Below are 17,099 nucleotides of genomic sequence, written 5' to 3' on the forward strand. Positions count from 1 at the left end.
GGTGGTCCACCAGGGTGGCGTGCGCCCGCCGCTTGGCCTGGGTGCCCTCGCCCGGGTCGTTGACCAGGAACGGGTAGACGGGTTCGCCACGGTGGGCGACCGCGGCCGGCTCGACCGCGACGGCTACCTCTACCTCGAACCCCGCGACCACGGCACGATCAACGTGGGCGGCGAGAAGGTCGACCCGAACGAGGTCGAGGCCGCGTTGCTGGCCCACCCCGCCGTGGTCGACGCCGTCGCGCTGGCCGTGCCGCACCAGACCCTCGGGTCGGTGGTCGGCGTGCAGGTGGTGCTGCGACCCGAGGTGAGCGTCCGCAAGGCCGACCTCGCCGCACACTGCGGTCGGCGGCTGGCCGGCTACAAGATCCCGAAGCACTTCACGTTCGTCGACCGACTCCCCCGCTCCGCGGCCGGGAAGATCCAGCGCTGGCGGCTCGCCGCCGATCACGAGGGCGGTGCACCCACACGATGAACCCGACCGTGGACGACGTGCTCGACACCTGCTACCGGTACCCCCGCGACCCGGTGGAGCTGTGGCTGGTCCGGCAGTGGCAGGAGGTCCTCGGGTTCACCGTCGGCATCCGGGAGAACTTCTTCGAGGTGGGCGGCAACTCCCTGGACGCGGCCCGGGTCGTCAACGCCGTGTTCGAGGAACTGGGCGTCCAGCTGCCCCTCAACGTGATGACCGAGCACCCCACCGTGGAGGGCCTCGCGACCCGGCTGCGCGACCGCAACGGGCAGCTGTCCGACCCGCTGGTCCTGATCCAGCGCGGCGACGGGGCCGCTCCCCCGTTGTTCCTGGTCCACCCGGCCAACGGGCAGGTCGGTCCGTACGCCGGGCTCGCCCAGGCGCTGGGCGAGGACTTCACCGTCTTCGGTCTCCAGGCGGCCGGGCTCCACTCGGACGTCGACCCGGTCGCCTCGGTGCGGGACATGGCGCACACCTACGTCGAGGCGATCCGCGCGGTGCGGCCGACCGGCCCCTACCTGCTCGGCGGCTGTTCGACCGGCGCGGCGGTCGCTCACGAGATGGCCGCGCTGCTCACCGGGGACGGCGCCGAGGTGCGGCTGCTGGCCCTGGTCGACGCCGAGCTGCTGGACGTCGGGCCCCGGTTCGACCAGCCGCCCGGCGACCCGGTCGAGGTCCTGGACCGGTGGAAGGAGCTCGACCTCGTGCCGTCGGACGCGACGCCGGAGCTCGTCGAGCGCTCGGCGCGCGTGTGGCAGGCGAACGAGGCCGCCGTCCGCGACTGGGAACCCCGGTCGTACCCCGGTCCGCTCGACGTCTTCCTCAGCCCGTCGGGCGACCGGCCGGCGTTCGCGGACTGGCCGTCGTCGGCGACGCGCGAGCACGCGCCGCAGGACGGTGACGTGGCCGGCGCGCTGCGCGGGTTGATCGGCTGACCGGGATGACCACCTCGATCGACACCGGTCGACGCAGGCGGCGCGTGCGGCTCACGCCCGTCGACGCCATCCAGGTCAGCTCCACCGGATCGCGGGCGGCCGAGGGCCCCGTCACCCTCGGCCAGCTCAACACGTTGCAGTGGTTGGAGCTCGACGCCGACCACCCCGCCGCGGTCCTGCGGGTCGAACTGCCCGTGCCGGACGGGAAGTCCGTGGACGACGTGGCGGAGACGGCCTCCGTGCTGGTGGCCAGGCACGAGTCCCTGCGGACCACCTACGTCCGGGACGGCGACGCACGTCAGGTGGTCGCGGCGACCAGCACGTTCACCCTCCACGTGTGCGCGCTGGACGAGGGTCGGTGGGGGCCTCGCGACCGCGCGGCGGTGGCCGGGAGGCTGCTCGCGTGGTTGCGGGAACGGCGCGACACGGCCGCCACCACGCTGCGGATGGCGGTGGCCACCGACGAGGGCGGCACGGTGATCGCCTGCGCCGCGGGGTTCTCGCACCTGGCCGTCGACTTCGGCTCCATCGAGGTGCTCAAGCGCGAGTTCACCGAGATGCTCGCGCACCCGGACCGCCGACACGTGGGCGGACCCCGCCACCAGCCGCTGGACCAAGCCGAGCTGGAGGCGACGCCCGCCGAGCGACGTCGGACCCGGGCGGCGAACGACTACGTCCGGGAGCTGGCGCGGCGGCAACCCCGCTGCTTGCTCGCGCTGCCGGGGGCCACGCGGTCCGGCGAGTCGCTGGGGGTGGAGCTGTCGTCCCCGGCCGCCGCGATGGCCGTGCGGCAGGTCGCGGCGCGCACCCGGTGCAGCCGGTCCTCCGTCGTGCTCGCCGCGACGTGCGCGGTGCTGGCGCGGCGCACCGGCTACCGCGAGCTCGTGTTCCCGTCGCTGTCGAGCAACCGCTTCGAACGTCACCTGGTCGACTTCGTCGGTTCCCTGGCGCAGGGCAACCTGGTCGCCGTCGAGGTCGGTGACCGGAGCTTCGACGCGCTGGTCAAGCACACGTGGGCGGCGGTGCTGGAGGCCAGCAGGCACTCCCGCTACGACGGCGTCGAGCGCGGCGGGTCGGACGAGCGGATCCAGCACGAGCGGGGCATGCACTTCCTCTACGACCCGTTGTTCAACAGCCTCGTGCCCGAGTCGTGGTCCGGGGTCACCGCGGGCGTCAAGCACCGGCCGGAGGAGATCACCGCCGCGCTGCGGCAGACGGAGCTGCGGTGGCGTCCGGTGCCCCACAACGGGACGCCGGTGCGGATCGGCCTGAACGAGGTGGACGGCCGGGTCCTGCTCGACCTGTGGAGCGCGGACACCGGGTTGGTACCCAGGACCGAGATGGAGTCGTGGTTGCTGGCCGTCGAGCGCCTGCTGGTCGGTGCGGCCGCGGGTGACCTCGACGCCGCGCGCATCCGCGAGGCCACCGGCCTCGACCCCATCGCCCGCCCGGCCGACTGGGTGCTGGTCGACTCGTGCTGGGTCGACCTGGCCGAGGTGCAGCAGCTGCTGGACGAGGCACTGGCACCGTCGGTGGCCCGCGTCTACGGCTCGGTCGACGGCCGCGACCTGGTCGCCTACCTGACCGCGACCGACGCCGTGCGGACGCCCGAACAGGCCCACGCCCGCTGCCTGGCCGCGCTACCGGACCACCTCAACGCCCTCGCCCCCCGCCACTACGTCCTGTGCCCCACCGCCCCGGTCGACGCGACGGACCCCGCCGCGTGGCCGACGCCCCTCGCGACCGGCACCGGGCGTTGAGCGCTGGAAGTCCTTGTCGGTTCCGGCTGGTTTTGAGCGGTGTCACTTCCGTCCACGATGTACTTCCCGGTCCGCCGACGTCGGCGTCACGGCGGATCGCGGACGCCGAAGGGCTTGCAGCCGAAGGGCGTGCGGCCGAACGTGCCGACAAGCCGTAGTGGCGGCCCGAAGTCTCCTCCCCGCCGACGGCGCGGGAGGTTACGGTCTTGGCGCGACAAGCGCAGTGCGGACGGATGGGATGAGGTGGACGCGGATGACCACCGGTGGCTTCTCGTCGAAACGGCTGGCTCGGGTGCGGGAGCTGCTGGAGGGCCACGTCGAGTCCGGCTTCGTGCCCGGTGCGGTGGCCGTCCTCGCCCGCCGCGGCGAGGTGCACGTCGAAACGACGGGCACCCTCGCCTTCGAGGGCGCGGGTGCCGGTGTGCCGATGGCGGACGACACGATCTGCCGCCTGGCCTCGATGACCAAGCCGATCGTCGCCGCGTGCGCGATGGCACTCGTCGACGACGGCACCCTGCGCCTGGACGACCCGATCGACGACCTCATCCCGGAGCTGGCCGACATGACCGTCCTGGCCAGTCCCCACGGGCCGCTGGACGACACCGTCCCGGCGAAGCGCCCGATCACGCTGCGGGATCTGCTGACGTACACCTGGGGAATCGGCGTGACCCCGACCAAGCCGGGAAGGGTCCCGATCGTCGACGCGGTGAACGCACTGGACTACACGTCGACGGACACGTGGATCCGCGGGCTGGGCGCCCTTCCGCTCGCCCACCAGCCGGGTGAGCACTGGATGTACGACACCGCATCCAACGTGATCGGCCTGCTCGTCGCGAGGGCCACCGGCATGTCCTTCGGGGAGGCCTTCCGCGAACGGATCTGCGAACCGCTCGGGATGGAGGACACCGCCTTCAGCGTGGGCGGCGACGACATCGCCCGGTTCGCGACGGCGTACCAGCGCGACAACTCCGACACCGGAGAGCCGGTCGTCGACGACGGCCCCGACGGGCGGTGGAGCCGACCCCCGGCGTTCGAATCGGGTGGCGGCGGTCTCGTCTCGACCGCCCGGGACTTCTTCGCCTTCGCCTCGGCCCTGCACGCCGGCGGTTCCCACCGCGGACAGCGGGTGCTCTCCCCGCAGTCGGTCGAGCTGATGACCAGCGACCACCTGACCCCGGAGCAGAAGGCGGCCCCCGGGTTCTGGTTGGGCAAGGAGCTGGGCTGGGGTTTCGGGATGTCGGTCCTGACCCACACCAGCCGGTTCGGCCCGTCCGCCGGCAGCTACGGGTGGTCCGGTTTCTACGGCACCGCCTGGTACAACGATCCCGCCGAGGACCTGACGGCGATCTTCTTCCTGCAGCGGGCGCACTCGGGTGACCAGAGGTTGCCGCTGTGGCGAGACCTCTGGACCGCCACCTACCAGGCGATCGACAACTGACCGCGGAGCACCGCCCCAGTCCCCCGGCGCTGTCCCGAAACCCGGTCACTGGATGACCTTGACGCCAGCCGCCACGCACTTCCGCGCGGAGACGGCCGTCCAGTGTAGACAGTCGTGTGCAAAGCGGCCACACCACGACGGCACCAAGGACTCGCCTACACACGTCCGCCGCTACAACGTGAAACCAACCTAGTCACCAAGTGCGACTTGGGTACTAGGCTCGAACCCGTGCGCATCCTCTTCTCCAGCCTCGGCTTGTACGGGCACACCTTCCCCCTGCTGCCACTCGCCATCGCCGCGCGGGAGCTCGGCCACGACGTCGACTACTTCACCGGCAGGCTCTTCGCGGACATCCTGGCCTCGCACGGCATCGAGCACATCAGGGGCGGCATGTCGCCGCGCAAGGCGTTCGAGTCCGCGATGGCGGGCGCCAGGCCGGAGACGCCGGGCGACGTCGACGCCGAGCGGGTCGCGTTCACGTTCGCCTCGGTGCTGCCGCGCAGCTTCGCCACCGAGCTCGCGCCGGTCATCGCAGAGCGCAAGCCCGACCTGGTCGTGCACGAGTTCGGCAACCCCGGCGCGGGTCTGGCCGCGGACGTCGCGGGCGTGCCCGCGCTGTGCCACTCGTACGGCCGGATGTGGCAGGAGCCCGACTTCGCGGAGCCCGCGCGCGACTACCTCACCGCCCTCGGCGCGGAGCTGGGCGTCGAGGTGCCCCGCACCGACTCCATGACGCTGGGCCACCCGTACCTCGACATCTGCCCGCCGTCGGTGCAGAACCCGGCGTTCCTGGCGTCGTCGGCGCACCGGATCCCGTTGCGGCCCGAGGTCTTCGCCGTACCGGGCGAGCTGCCGCCGTGGGTGGTGGAGCACCGGGAGCCCCTGGTGTACCTGACGTTGGGCACGGCGTTCGGTGAGGCGGCACTGCTGCGCACCGCCATCGAAGGCCTGGCGGTGCTGGACGCGAGGGTGCTCGTCTCCGCCGGGCGGAACGTCGATCCGGAGGCGCTGGGCGAACTGCCGGACAACGTCGTGGTGCTGCCGTGGGTGGCCCAAGCCGACCTGCTGCCCCACGTGGACCTGGTGGTCCACCACGGCGGCGCGGGCACCACCCTGGGCACGTTCGGCGCGGGCGTGCCACACCTCGTCCTGCCGCAGGCGGCCGACCAGTTCAACAACGCCGAGGTGGTGACCGAGGCCGGCCTGGGCGACCAACTGCTGGCCGGTGACGTCACCTCCGAGGCCATCACGACCAAGGCGCGTCGACTGCTCACCGACGAGGCCGTACGCGAAGCAGCCCGCGCCATGGCCACCGAGGTGGCCGCGATGCCGTCACCCCAAGACGTCGCCCGCACCCTTCCCCACTACGCCTGACCACCCACCACGCCCGCCCGGGAATGGCTGCGTGCCCGAACCGCCGAGGGGTAGGCTCCGCGCGAATTCGCCGTGACAGTGGGGGGGAACCACCATGGTGCGGAGCATGCTGCTGACCGCTGCGCTGATCGTCTCGTCGGTCGTGGCGGCGCCCTCCGCCGTCGCCGCAGCGGCCCCGGTCGCGTCCGCCTACACGCCGGTGACGCCGGTGCGGGTGCTGGACACGCGCACGGGTGCCGCGGTGGGCGCGGGGCAGAGCATGGTGCTCGACCTGTCCTCCCGCACGCCCGCGGGTGCCACGGCCGTGGTGCTGAACGTGACCGCGACGGAGCCGACGGCGAGCACGCACGTGACGGTGTGGCCGACCGACGCGCCTCGCCCGAACGCGTCCAGCCTCAACCTCGCCGTTGGGCGCGAGCCGCAAGGTGAGCCTGTACAACAATGCGGGCACCGTGCACCTGCTGGCGGATCTGGCCGGTCACTACGCGCCGGGCGCGGGCTCGCTGTACCAGCCGCTGCCGCCCACCCGCGTGCTGGACACCCGGTCCGGCACCGGCGTCGGCACCCGCAACCCCGACGGCTCGCTACCGGTGGACCTCACCGACGTCATCCCGCCCGAGGCGAGCGCCGTGACGTTCAACCTCACCGCCACCAACGTCACCGCCCACACCTACGTCACGGCGTGGCCGCACGGCGCACCGCGCCCGACCGCGTCCAACCTCAACCTGGTGCCGGGTGACACGAGGGCCAACCTGGTGACCGTCGCGCTGGGCGCGGACCGCACCGTCGACCTCTACCACCGGCTGGGCACGCTCGACCTGATCGCTGACGTCGCCGGCTTCTACCTGCCGAACGAGGGCATCGCGTTCCACCCGATCGACCCGGTTCGGGTCGCGGACACCCGCACCTCGGCGCCTGCCCGGCCGGACAGCCCGCTGTCCCTCTTCCTGCGGGACGACGTCATCCCGGTGAACGCGTCCGCGGTCCTGCTCAACGTGACGGCGACGGAGGCGACCGCAGCCACGCACGTCAGCGTGGTGCCGGGCAGCGGCTCCTACGTGGCCGAGTCGTCGGCGCTCAACATCGCGCCGGGCGCGACCGTGCCGAACCTGGCGGCGGTCATGTCCGGCATGCGGGGTTCGCTCGTGCTCAAGCCCGGCGCGGGCAGCGTGCACCTCGTCGTCGACCTGAGCGGTTACTTCGCACCCGTGCCGAGCACCTGCGCGACGGCCGGCTGCGTGCAAGCGTGGGGCCAGAGCAACAACGGGATGCTGGGCTCGGGTGGCGGTTCGGGCCAGGTCGGCTCGTACTACGGCGAAGCCGAGCCCCGGCCGGTGTCGGGTCCGTCCGGCGTGACCGCGGTCGTCGGCCGCTACGCGTTGAAGGCGGACGGCACGGTCCGGGCGTGGGGCGAGAACTACTACGGCCAGCTCGGCGCCGGGTGGCACGGGCTCGGGGGATTCGCGCCGGTACCGGTCCGGGTCAGGGGCCTGTCCGACGTCACGGCGCTCGCGTCGTCGGACAGCAACGGCTACGCGTTGCGCTCCGACGGCACGGTCTGGGGTTGGGGGCACAACTACAGCGGGCAGGTCGGGCCCCTCGCGAGGCCGGACGACGTGGTCGACCTGCCGATCCGGATCGAGGGCGTGGACGACGTGATCGCCATCGCCACGTCCCAGGGCACCGCGTACGCGCTGCGCTCGGACGGGACGTTGTGGTCCTGGGGCGAGAACATCTACGCCGATCTCGGCAACGGCACGATCGGTGGCTCCTCACCGACCCCGACACCGGTGGTGGGCCTGACCGACGTCGTCGGGATCGCCGCGGCGACCAACTCGCGGTACGCGTTGCGCTCGGACGGGACCGTGTGGACCTGGGGCACCAACTCCGAGGGGCAGTTCGGCAACGGCACGACCACCGGCATGAGCGGGACCCCGGCTCCGGTGCCGGGGCTGACCGGCGTCCTCTCGGTGGCGGCGTCGTACGCGACCGGGTACGCCGTGCTGCCCGACCGGACCGTCGTCGCGTGGGGCTCGCACGACCACGGCGAAGCGGGCGTCGGCGACATCGGCAGCCGGTACGTGACGCACCCGCGGCGGGTTGTCGGGCTGACCGAGGTCGAGCAGGTCGTCGGCGCGGGCGGCAACGTGTACGCGGTGCGGGCGGATGGCAGCCTGTGGGGCTGGGGCGTGAACGCCTGGTACCAGCTCGGGGTCCGGTCCCCGTCCTCCGCGCACTCACCGCAGCGGATCCCCGGCCTCCCGCCCGTGGTCGCCGGGGTCGCCGCGACCGGGGCGGGCGCCTACGCCGTGGTCGGCTGAACCACGACCGCCTCGTCGTCCCTGCTCGGGCTGCTGCTCGCTCCACCCCGCGACCTCGCCACGGCTGCCGCCGGAGCGGCACTGGCCGCGGTCGCGCTCAATAAAACCTTTCCGCTGTTTTGCGGACTGTTCGAGTTGGTATTTGGCCGACCTCGAATTGAGTAACGTGGGGTGTCGTCGGCCCGATCTGCAAATGCGGCGGACAATCGGGAGGAGCGCACGTGCTGGCCAGTTTGCTTCCCGGGTTGAGGCAGTTCCGCACACCACTGGCCGCCGGCGCCGTGCTGGTGGTCTCGATCGTGCTCTGCATCGGTGTCGGCAAGCTGACCGGTCCCGGCGCGACCGGGCTGGCGCGTGACGCGCAACAGCTCGCGAGGGCCGCGGGCAGGCCGGTGGCGCTGGCGGCGCTGGGGTTCGTCGCCTTCCTGACCGGAGTGGTGTGGCAGTCGGTGTGGCAGTTCTCGGTGCGCGCCGTCTGCCGCAGGCTCGGGCCGCGGAGCACGCGGGAGGCGTACGCGACGACGTCTCGCGCGGTGTTCGCGGGATTGTCGAAGCGGGTGCTGGCCGAGCTGACCGACGTGGTCGCCACCAGGCTGCGCCGTGAGCTGTCGACGTCGGGAACCCACGCCGAGGAGTTCCGGGGCGCGCTGAACCGGCTGACCGAGGGCAACGGGGACGCGAACGCGACCGAGCGCCTGGTGCGCTCGGGTGCCGAGTCGCTCACCCCCCTGGCCGCGCGTGAGCTGCTGGAACTGGTGCCCGCACGGCTGATCACCGCCGAGAAGGACCTGTGGACGAGCTGGGACCAGGCCCGGGCGGAAGCCGAGTTCAGGTCCACCTTGGCGGTGCCGCTCGGTGCGCTGGCCGGGACGCTTGCGATCATGTACCACCCGTTGTGGTGGTTGGGGGTGCTGATCGTGCCGGTCCTGGTGCAGATCGCCGGCGAGAGCGCTCGTCGCGGGACGGGAGTGCTGCTCGAAGCGGTGCGGGCGCAGAAGGCCCCGCTGTTCGACGTCGGGACGATGCCCCCGGTGCGCTGGACGGTGCGGAACGCGGCCGGTGCGGCCGCGCAAGAGGTCTCGGCGTCCGCCGGGCAGTGAGACCACGCGGGCAGAGAGCGGGGAGCAGCAGACGTGGACCAGCAGTTCGTCAGCTCGGTCGCCTCGATCGGTGACCAGGTCGAGATCAGGTTGACCTTCGGCGACCTGGTCACGGGCGTGTTGACCGACCTGACCCATGACCGGCTGACCGTGGTCCAGGAGGACGGGGCGGGCGTCGCGTTGATGCTCACCCTGATCGCGCTGGTGCGTCGGCGTGGCCAGGAACCGCAGGCACCGTCACCCGTGCCCCCGGCTTCGGCGCAGGTGGTGGCACCGGCAGCGAGCGTCCCACCGCCACCGCCACTGTTACCGCCACCGGCACTGGCACCGGCCGTCGTGCCGGTACCCGCGCCCGCTCCAGTGCCCACACCGGTACCCCTGCCCGTACCGGAGCAGGTGTCGGTGCCCGAACCCGCCGCGGTGGTGCCCGAGCCGTCGCCCGAGGTCGAGCCGATCGTGGTCGAGGCCTACGACGAGGGCGACGAGGACCCGCTGGAGCTGCTGGCGCAGGTGTCCGTGCTGCCGGTGCGCACCCGCCTGATCGGCGCCGAGCAGCACCGGGGCGAGCTGGAGTCGATCTGCAACTCACTGGCGAACGCCGAGCGCATCCACGAGCTGTCGCCCCGGTTCGGCCGGGTGTCGCGGCTGTACCAGCGGGCCACGGACCTCCAGCGGCGCGATCCGCACAGCGCGGACATGTACTACCTGTGCGGGGTGCTCGGCATCCTGAGCGAGGACTACGAGAGGGCGCGGCTCTACCTGTCCACCGGCGCCGACCTCGACGACGACTCGGAGTGCCTGCGCCTGCTGGCGATCGCGTCGGCGCGCGCGAACGACCAGGAGGCGGCCGCATACGCCCTGATCAGGTACTTCCGCGAGGTCGACCCCAACACCGAGGACCCCTTGTGGACCCTGCTGGTCCGCACCCTCGACTACTACCGCCTCGGCCGGAACCGGCTGCACGAGCTGCGTGCGGTCCCGCGCAGGGACAAGGCGGCGCAGGACCTGGTCGAGACCGCGCTCGCGGGCACCGTGCCGCCGGCGTTCCCGGTGGCGCGGCCCAGCGGGGCCAAGCGCATGGCCATCCGCCGCGTGCCGGCCCAGGAGAGCCAGAAGGGCAAGCGCCAGGGAGAGGGCCCGTACCAGCGCGTGCCCGCTCCGGACGCCCAGGAACCGAGGTCCCCGAGCGGTCCGCGGCGCGGTGAGACCGCCTACCAGTGGGCGAAGCGCCTGGAACACCGGGACAAGAACCTCGCCGCGGCCAAGCTCGCCTACCGGGAGGCGATCGCGCAGAAGGTGCGGACCGAGAGCGCGGTGAAGGACCTCGCCTGGCTCACCCGCCGCACCGACGGCCCGGTCGCCGCGCTCGACGTGATCACCCGGGAGTTCCAGCACCTGGTCAAGAAGGGCGACGCGCTCGACAACATCCTCATCGACTTCCACGTCGGCGCAGGCCACCACGACGAGGCGCTGGTGATCCTGCGGAGGCAGCTGAACCGCGTCGACATCGCCGACGCGAAGCGCAACCACCTGCACCAGCAGGTCGCCTACGTGAAGTTCACCGCCGGCAAGGACTCCGTCGCGGACTGGGAGACGGTGGTCCGGGTCAACCCGACCGCCGCCGCGCGTCGCGGCCTCGCCCTCGCCCTCATCCAACGCGGCAAGGCGGAGGACCTGCAGCGCGCCGAGGACGTCATCGCCCCGGACGACGACGACAAGGCGCACGACATCCGCAGCCGGATCGACCAGATCCGGGCCGGTGAGTCGAGCGGCGTCGATCCCCGCTGGGCCAGCGAGATCCTGGGCAAGCTCGACCAGTTGACGATGACCTCCCTGGTCGACTTCGTCATGGAGCACTACTCCACCAACGCCTCGAAGATCCGGGACCAGCGCAAGCGCGAGGGCAAGAAGCTGGACCGCGACGACGCGCACCGGTTGGCCGAGGGAGCGCAGCGGCAACGCGGGCGAGCCCGGGAGGGCAGCGCGGACGGCTACATCTCGGCGGCCGTGCTCGCGTGGGAGACCGGGCGCGACGACTTCCTGGAGCTGCTGTGCTCGGGGTTGACCGGCGTCGCGGACATCGTGCTGGAGCAGCAGGTGCCGGAGGCCGCGCGCGGCCTCTACATCGAGGCGATGCGCGTGTCGGAACGGCTCGACGAGGAGACCGAGCACCCGGACGCCCGGCTCGCGCTGACCCGGTTCCTCAGTTCGCTGGACGGGCGACGTGCGCTGATGCCGCGGTCGGGCCGTGCGGAACCTCAGCTCGAGAAGATCATCAGCCAGCAGTTCGACGATCACGGCGAGCAGGTCTTCGACCTGGTCACCCAGCTGGTGTCCCAGGTCGACATGGCCAGCGACCAGGTGCTCGACGCGATCTGGGGATCACCGGAGCTGCGCACCGCCGCCTTGGGCTACCTCGCGCAACGCGTGGCGCCGGACACCGAGCCCGACGCGACGAAGGAGGTGGTGACCCGGGCGTGGCGGCGGCTGGGCGAACGGGAGGCGCAGAAGTACCCGGAGGCCATCGCGCAGCTGCAGTTCCTCCACGACATCCGGGTCAACGAGGACGTGCTGGACAACACCGCGGAGCGCTTGGAGAACCTCTCCGCGGGCGTGCTCGACCCGGCGTTGCTGCGCAGGCTGGCGGACGGGCTGCGACCGCTGCGGGACTACCTGTACGAGACCTCCTTCGAGGACCGGGAAGCCAGTCTCCGCCGCACCGCCGAGCACATGCGCCTGATCAAGCAGGAGATCGTGAAGGCGCCGACCAAGCTGGCGGTCGAGGTGGTGTGGCCGGTGTGCATCAAGATCGAGCGCACGGTCGAGCAGTCGAAGCGGCAGCTCATCGCCCGTCATCCCGCGGCGCCGACGATCGGCCAGGAGCTGGCCACCAGCACCGTGGACAAGTCCGGCGTGATCACCGTGCAGATCAACGTGGGCAACAAGGAGAAGGCGGCTCCGCTGGAGTCCCCGACCTTGATCGTCACCGACGATCCGCGCTTCTTCCAGGCCGAGGAGTCCATGCTGCCCCTGCCGAGCGCGGTCCGCGGCGGCCAGCACCACGTCCAGGTGGTGCGGTTGAAGGCGACCCAGGACGCCCTGGCGGCCGGGGCGTTCTCGCTCGAGGTCTCCCTCCAGTACAACGCGCGGTACACCGACGAGACCCAGACGACCTCGGTGAAGCTGCCGATCCGGGTGCTGTCGGGCGCCGACTTCCGCCCGATCAAGCCCAACCCGTTCCGGGAGGGCGCGATGGGCAAGACGGTGGAGAGCTCGGAGATGTTCATCGGCCGGGACGAGGTGCTGCGACGCATCCTGGAGCGGTTCGACGGCGAGCAGTCGCCGGGCAGCGGCGTGGCCATCTTCGGGCAGAAGCGCGCGGGGAAGTCGTCGATCCGCATCCACCTGCGCTCCATGCTGGAGGCCCGGCCCGACTTCATCGTGGTCGACATGGAGAACATCGGCCTGTTCAGCCCGGCCAAGGGCGACGAGGACAGCAGGCGGCTGATCGCCGAGATCCTCTGGGCGATCATCGCGGCGGCCGAGCGGGCGGTGGCGTCCCAGTTCGGCGACCGCATGCCGGAGCAGACGCTGTCGGCCGGGTGGACGAAGGCGGCGTTCGTCGCGGAGTACCAGCCGGTGCTGCTGTTCATCGACCTCGTGCGCGAGTACATGAGCCGGTGGCCCGCCGAGTCCCGACCGACGTTGATCGTGCTCATCGACGAGTTCCAGTACTTCGACGAGTGGATCCGGACGGGCCAGCTGTCGCCGTCGTTCATGCAGTCGTTGAAGGCGATCATCGAGCGCAGGCTGTTCCACCTGGTGATCGTCGGTCAGGACGCCATCGAGCGCCTGATCGCGGACAACGCCAACGTCTTCGGCGTCTTCGCCTCCGAGCGGGTGACCTACCTCGACGCGAGCAGCGCGGCCCTGCTCATCGACCGGCCCATCCGGGACAACGGCCAGAGCCGGTACCGGGGCGTGGCCGTCGACCGGATCATCAAGCTGACCGGCGGCAGCGCCTTCTACATCCAGAAGTTCTGCTACAGCCTGGTCGAGTACATGAACGAGCAGCAGGCGCCGCTCGTCACCGAGGCCGACGTCGAACTGGTGCGCAGGCGGTTCCTGCGCTCGCTCCGGGTCAGCGACTTCGACAACCTGGAGACCGCCGGGTACACCGATCCGGACCAGCCCGATTCGACGACCTACCGCAAGGTCCTGGAGGCGGTCGCGGTGGCCGCCAAGGACGACCGCGCCACCTACGACCGCATCGCGGAGTTCTACCGGGGCAGCGCCGAGCTGCGGCCCCTGCTCGAAGACCTGGTCCTGCGGGACGTCCTCCGGGAGGAGTCGGGGGCCTACTGGATCGTGGTCCGGCTGTACCAGGACTGGGTGCTGTCGCGGATCGACCTGGACAGGGGGATCAGGACTTGACCGAGAACCCGTACCGCAATGTGGGGCAGCGCGTGCTGGGCGACGCGTTCGTCGGGCGCACGGAGCTGCTGTGGCGGGTTCGCTCCACCTGGGAAGGCGACGTCCTCGGCAACCTCAGCGTGCAGGGCAGTCACCGGATGGGCAAGACCAGCTTGGTGGGACGCGCGGTCGAGCTCGACCGGGGCAACCGGCCCGACCTGGTGTTCATCTCGGCCAGCGTGGGCGACTACGAGTCCGGTCCCGACCTGTTCCGCGCGCTCGTGCGCAAGGCGCACAGCGAGGTCGTCCAGTCGCCCGGCCCGGCCCGGCCGTACCTGCCGCTGCTCGACCAGTCGCTCGGGTCGGTCAGCACGACCGACGACGTCGCCACGCTGCGCGACCAGGTCTCGGAGTACTTCGGCCACCTCGGCCGGGCCGGGTTGTCCACCGTGGTCGTGCTCGACGAGTTCGACCGGGCCAGCGCGGTGCTGACCAGGTTGTCGGAGTTCCAGTTCCTGCGGTCGCTGGCCAGCGAGCGCCCGGCCGTCGGTCTGGTGACGATCTCCCGCAGACCCATCCACGTGATCGAGATCGACGCGGTGAGCGGGTCGACCCTGGACGCGGTGCTGTCGCTGCGCTGCGACGTGGGGTGCTTCACGGACGACGAGATCGACCAGATGCTCGACAAGGTGAAGCCCCACGGCATCGACCTGGGCGCGCACCGGGCGGACGTCGTCAAGTTCACGGGCGGGCACCCGTACCTGCTCGCCTTGCTGTGCCACGAGGTCGTGCAGCAGTACCGGCAGCGCGGCGGGATCGACGTCGACGCCGCGTACCGCGGCCTGACGAACCAGTTCGAGACCCAGTTCGCGACGCTGGTCCGCGGTCTCGACACCTCGACCGGCGACCGCGCCGGCTTCCTGCTGCACAAGGTCGTCGCCAAGGCCACGGACGCCGTGCCCGCCCCGGACCTCGACCTGATGGAACGACTCGGCCTGATCCAGAAGGACGGCACCTCGTTCCGGCTCTTCTCCCCGGAGTTCGAGCGCTACGTACGACGCGCCATACCGTCACCCTGACAGGACCTCGTCGGGCCGGGCGGGCACCGCGCCCGCCCGACGCCCGGGCGTGGGTCAGACGATCATCGACGGCCAGGGCCAGCGGCGGACGCGGTAGGGCAGCCACCAGGCGAAGGCGTCCACGGTGCCGACGAGGCCCTCGTCGGTCAGGTGGGCGAGGATCTCCGGGGGGACCGAGTCCGACCGCGCGCCCGGCATCAGGGTCTCCACCGCGGCGAGGTAGTCGGGATCGTCGATGACGAAGCGCGACAGGTCACCCGCCCGCCGGTCCCTGACCTCCAGGAAGCCCGGACCCTGCCGGTGGATGCACTTGCACAGGTAGTACGTGCTCCGCCACCGCTCCAGGACCGCTTCGGCGTCGGGGTGGTCCGGCATGGCGCGCGGCGGGCGGAGGTGGTTCAGGCGCGTCCACACCTCCTGGTTCCTGCCGGAGATCATGGTCCAGTCGTAGGCGACGCTCCAGCTGGTCAGCTCGCGCAGGAAGACCATGAGCCACACCAGGGTCCTGGCGTCCATCCCGCCGGAGAGGTCGACCGGGCTCCCGACGGAGACCTTGCGGACGCCCCTGGCGTACAGGTCCGCGGCCGTGGCCTGCGGGTCGCCCGACGCGGGCTGCTCCCCCATCGCCAGCTCCGGCAGGTGCAGGACGGCGTCGTCGTGGTCGCGCCAGAGCAGCAGCGGGACCGGGGCGGGTCGGTGCTCGAAGGCCTGGACGGCGGCGGTCACGCGGACACCTCCTCGATGTCGGATCGGGCGTGCTCCGGTTCGGCGTCGTGCCGGGGCAGCCTCATCAGGTCCTGGTTGCGGGCGATCGGCGCCACGTGCACGTAGGTGTCGCTCTCGGTGAACAGCACGCCGAGCCGCAGCCACTCCGCGAGGGCGTCGGCGATCCGACCGGGGTCGGCGTCCAGTCCCGCCGCGGCGAGCTTGCGCGACAGCGCGCCCGGCGCGTGCGGCTGGTCGAGCAGGCGGAACAGCGCGACCTCCCACGGGTCGTCCAGCCACCGGCTCGTCCAGTCGAAGTCCGCGCGGCGGCTGACGAGCAGGATCCGGTCCCCGAGGTCGGTGTGGCTGAGCCTGCTGGTGGGGAACTCCCGCTGCCACCGCTCGGCGGCGTCGCGCAGCCGGTCCCCGACGTCCTCGCCCACGCCGAGCGGGGTGGAGGTGAACAGGTAGGCCAGGTCCATCAGCTCGGTCCGCGGCAGGTCGTAGTTCATCGCGTACTGCGTGCCAGGCCCCAGGTCGGTGAACCCGAGTTCAGGGCGGTTGAAGTACGGGCTGAACCGCTCGATGACGATCCGCGCGACGCCCTCCACCGGCGGCAGGTGGTGCAGGGCCGGCATCTGCTCGATCACCGGCAGGTAGTCGTCCTCGGTCTCGCCGGGGAAGCCGTAGAGGTAGTTCCACGCGATCGACAGGCCCTCCGACGCCGCGTCGCGCAGCATCCGCACGTTGTGGCAGCCCGTCACGCCCTTGTCCATGATCTTGAGGACCCGGCTGTTCAGGTTCTCGACGCCGGGCTGCACGTTGACCAGCCCGGCCGCGGCGAGCGTCGACAGCTGGCCGCGGTTCATGTTCGACTTGATCTCGTACTGCATGCGCAGGTCGTACCCGGACTCCACGATCGTGGGCAGCAGGGTGCGCACGTAGTTCATGTCCAGGATGTTGTCCACGACGAACATGTCCAGCACCTGGTGCTTGCGCACCAGGTCGACGATCTCGTCCCAGAAGACGTCCGCGCTCTTGCTGCGGAACTGCATGAACGACCCGTTGAGCCCGCAGAACGTGCAGTGGTGCTTCTCGCCCCACCAGCAGCCGCGCGCGCCTTCCACGACCAGCTTCGGGTCCACCCAGTCCCGCACCACCGACTCGTCGAGGCGCTCGAAGTAGCCGTCGTAGTCCGGGGCCACGATCTGCGCGGGCGCCAGCGGCGTGGTCATCATGGGGTTGACCAGCGCCGCGCCGTCGTCACCGCGCCAGCACAGGCCGGGCACCTCGGTCGGTGGGGTGCCGTCGCGCATCGCCTCGACCAGGGCGGGGAAGGCGACCTCGCCCTCGCCGCGCAGCACGTAGTCGACGAACGGGAAGTTGCGGTGGATCGCCTCGCCCTGCACGCCGTCGCAGTTCGCACCGCCCAGGGCGACGCGGACGTGCGGCAGGATCCGCTTGAGCTCCTTGGCCACCGCCAACGCGGGCACGTTCTGCTGGAA

At 71.5% G+C, this 17,099-nt stretch carries 13 protein-coding genes; 9 read left to right on the top strand and 4 right to left on the bottom strand.

Features of this window, described 5'->3' with window-relative positions; genetic code table 11:
- Positions 1–337: cobaltochelatase subunit CobN (locus AB0G02_RS13875; protein ID WP_360793549.1), on the bottom strand; the 337-nt coding region annotated here is incomplete at its 3' end.
- Between AB0G02_RS13875 and AB0G02_RS13880 the strand changes: the two genes are divergently transcribed.
- The 5 genes from AB0G02_RS13880 (at position 248) to AB0G02_RS13900 (ending at position 5,976) form a co-directional block, all read left to right on the top strand.
- The gene (locus AB0G02_RS13880) at positions 248–472 is read left to right on the top strand and encodes a hypothetical protein (protein ID WP_360793551.1); all 225 of its coding nucleotides are present in this window, start codon (positions 248–250) and stop codon (positions 470–472) included. The genes AB0G02_RS13875 and AB0G02_RS13880 overlap by 90 nt on opposite strands.
- On the top strand, positions 469–1,404 hold the full coding sequence (locus AB0G02_RS13885) for a thioesterase domain-containing protein (protein ID WP_360793552.1): 936 nt from the start codon (positions 469–471) through the stop codon (positions 1,402–1,404). Before AB0G02_RS13880 ends, AB0G02_RS13885 begins: the two co-directional genes overlap by 4 nt.
- A gap of 5 nt (positions 1,405–1,409) precedes the next feature.
- Positions 1,410–3,164 carry a condensation domain-containing protein gene (locus tag AB0G02_RS13890; protein WP_360793554.1) on the top strand — a complete coding sequence of 585 codons (1,755 nt, stop codon included), beginning with the start codon at positions 1,410–1,412 and terminating at the stop codon, positions 3,162–3,164.
- Between the two features lie 253 nt (positions 3,165–3,417).
- On the top strand, positions 3,418–4,602 hold the full coding sequence (locus tag AB0G02_RS13895; RefSeq protein ID WP_360793556.1) for a serine hydrolase domain-containing protein: 1,185 nt from the start codon (positions 3,418–3,420) through the stop codon (positions 4,600–4,602).
- Between the two features lie 228 nt (positions 4,603–4,830).
- Entirely contained in the window at positions 4,831–5,976 is a 1,146-nt protein-coding gene (locus AB0G02_RS13900) for a glycosyltransferase (protein WP_360793558.1), read from the top strand.
- Between the two features lie 189 nt (positions 5,977–6,165).
- Here the strand turns inward: AB0G02_RS13900 and AB0G02_RS13905 are convergent, their stop codons facing one another.
- A complete protein-coding gene (locus tag AB0G02_RS13905) occupies positions 6,166–6,321 on the bottom strand; it encodes a hypothetical protein (protein ID WP_360793560.1) in 156 nt (51 codons plus the stop codon).
- Positions 6,322–6,401: 80 nt separating this feature from the next.
- On the opposite strand from AB0G02_RS13905, the gene AB0G02_RS13910 reads away from it, so the two are divergent.
- From AB0G02_RS13910 to AB0G02_RS13925, 4 genes are all read left to right on the top strand, one after another.
- On the top strand, positions 6,402–8,297 hold the full coding sequence (locus tag AB0G02_RS13910; RefSeq protein ID WP_360793562.1) for a hypothetical protein: 1,896 nt from the start codon (positions 6,402–6,404) through the stop codon (positions 8,295–8,297).
- Between the two features lie 221 nt (positions 8,298–8,518).
- Complete coding sequence (locus tag AB0G02_RS13915) at positions 8,519–9,397, top strand: hypothetical protein (RefSeq protein WP_360793564.1); 879 nt, start codon at positions 8,519–8,521, stop codon at positions 9,395–9,397.
- A 33-nt stretch (positions 9,398–9,430) separates the two neighbouring features.
- Entirely contained in the window at positions 9,431–13,831 is a 4,401-nt protein-coding gene (locus AB0G02_RS13920; RefSeq protein WP_360793566.1) for an ATP-binding protein, read from the top strand.
- Positions 13,828–14,889: an ATP-binding protein gene (locus tag AB0G02_RS13925; protein ID WP_360793568.1), complete on the top strand. Its 1,062-nt coding sequence runs from the start codon at positions 13,828–13,830 to the stop codon at positions 14,887–14,889. The genes AB0G02_RS13920 and AB0G02_RS13925 overlap by 4 nt, the downstream gene beginning before the upstream one ends.
- Positions 14,890–14,943: 54 nt before the next feature.
- Here the strand turns inward: AB0G02_RS13925 and AB0G02_RS13930 are convergent, their stop codons facing one another.
- Both AB0G02_RS13930 and AB0G02_RS13935 read right to left on the bottom strand, forming a co-directional pair.
- On the bottom strand, positions 14,944–15,615 hold the full coding sequence (locus tag AB0G02_RS13930; RefSeq protein WP_360793570.1) for a DUF5825 family protein: 672 nt from the start codon (positions 15,613–15,615) through the stop codon (positions 14,944–14,946).
- On the bottom strand, positions 15,612–17,099 hold a 1,488-nt coding region (locus AB0G02_RS13935; protein WP_360793572.1), incomplete at its 5' end, for a RiPP maturation radical SAM C-methyltransferase. The genes AB0G02_RS13935 and AB0G02_RS13930, both read right to left, overlap by 4 nt.

This window comes from Actinosynnema sp. NPDC023658 (assembly GCF_040639995.1).
Taxonomy (GTDB): Bacteria; Actinomycetota; Actinomycetes; order Mycobacteriales; family Pseudonocardiaceae; genus Actinosynnema.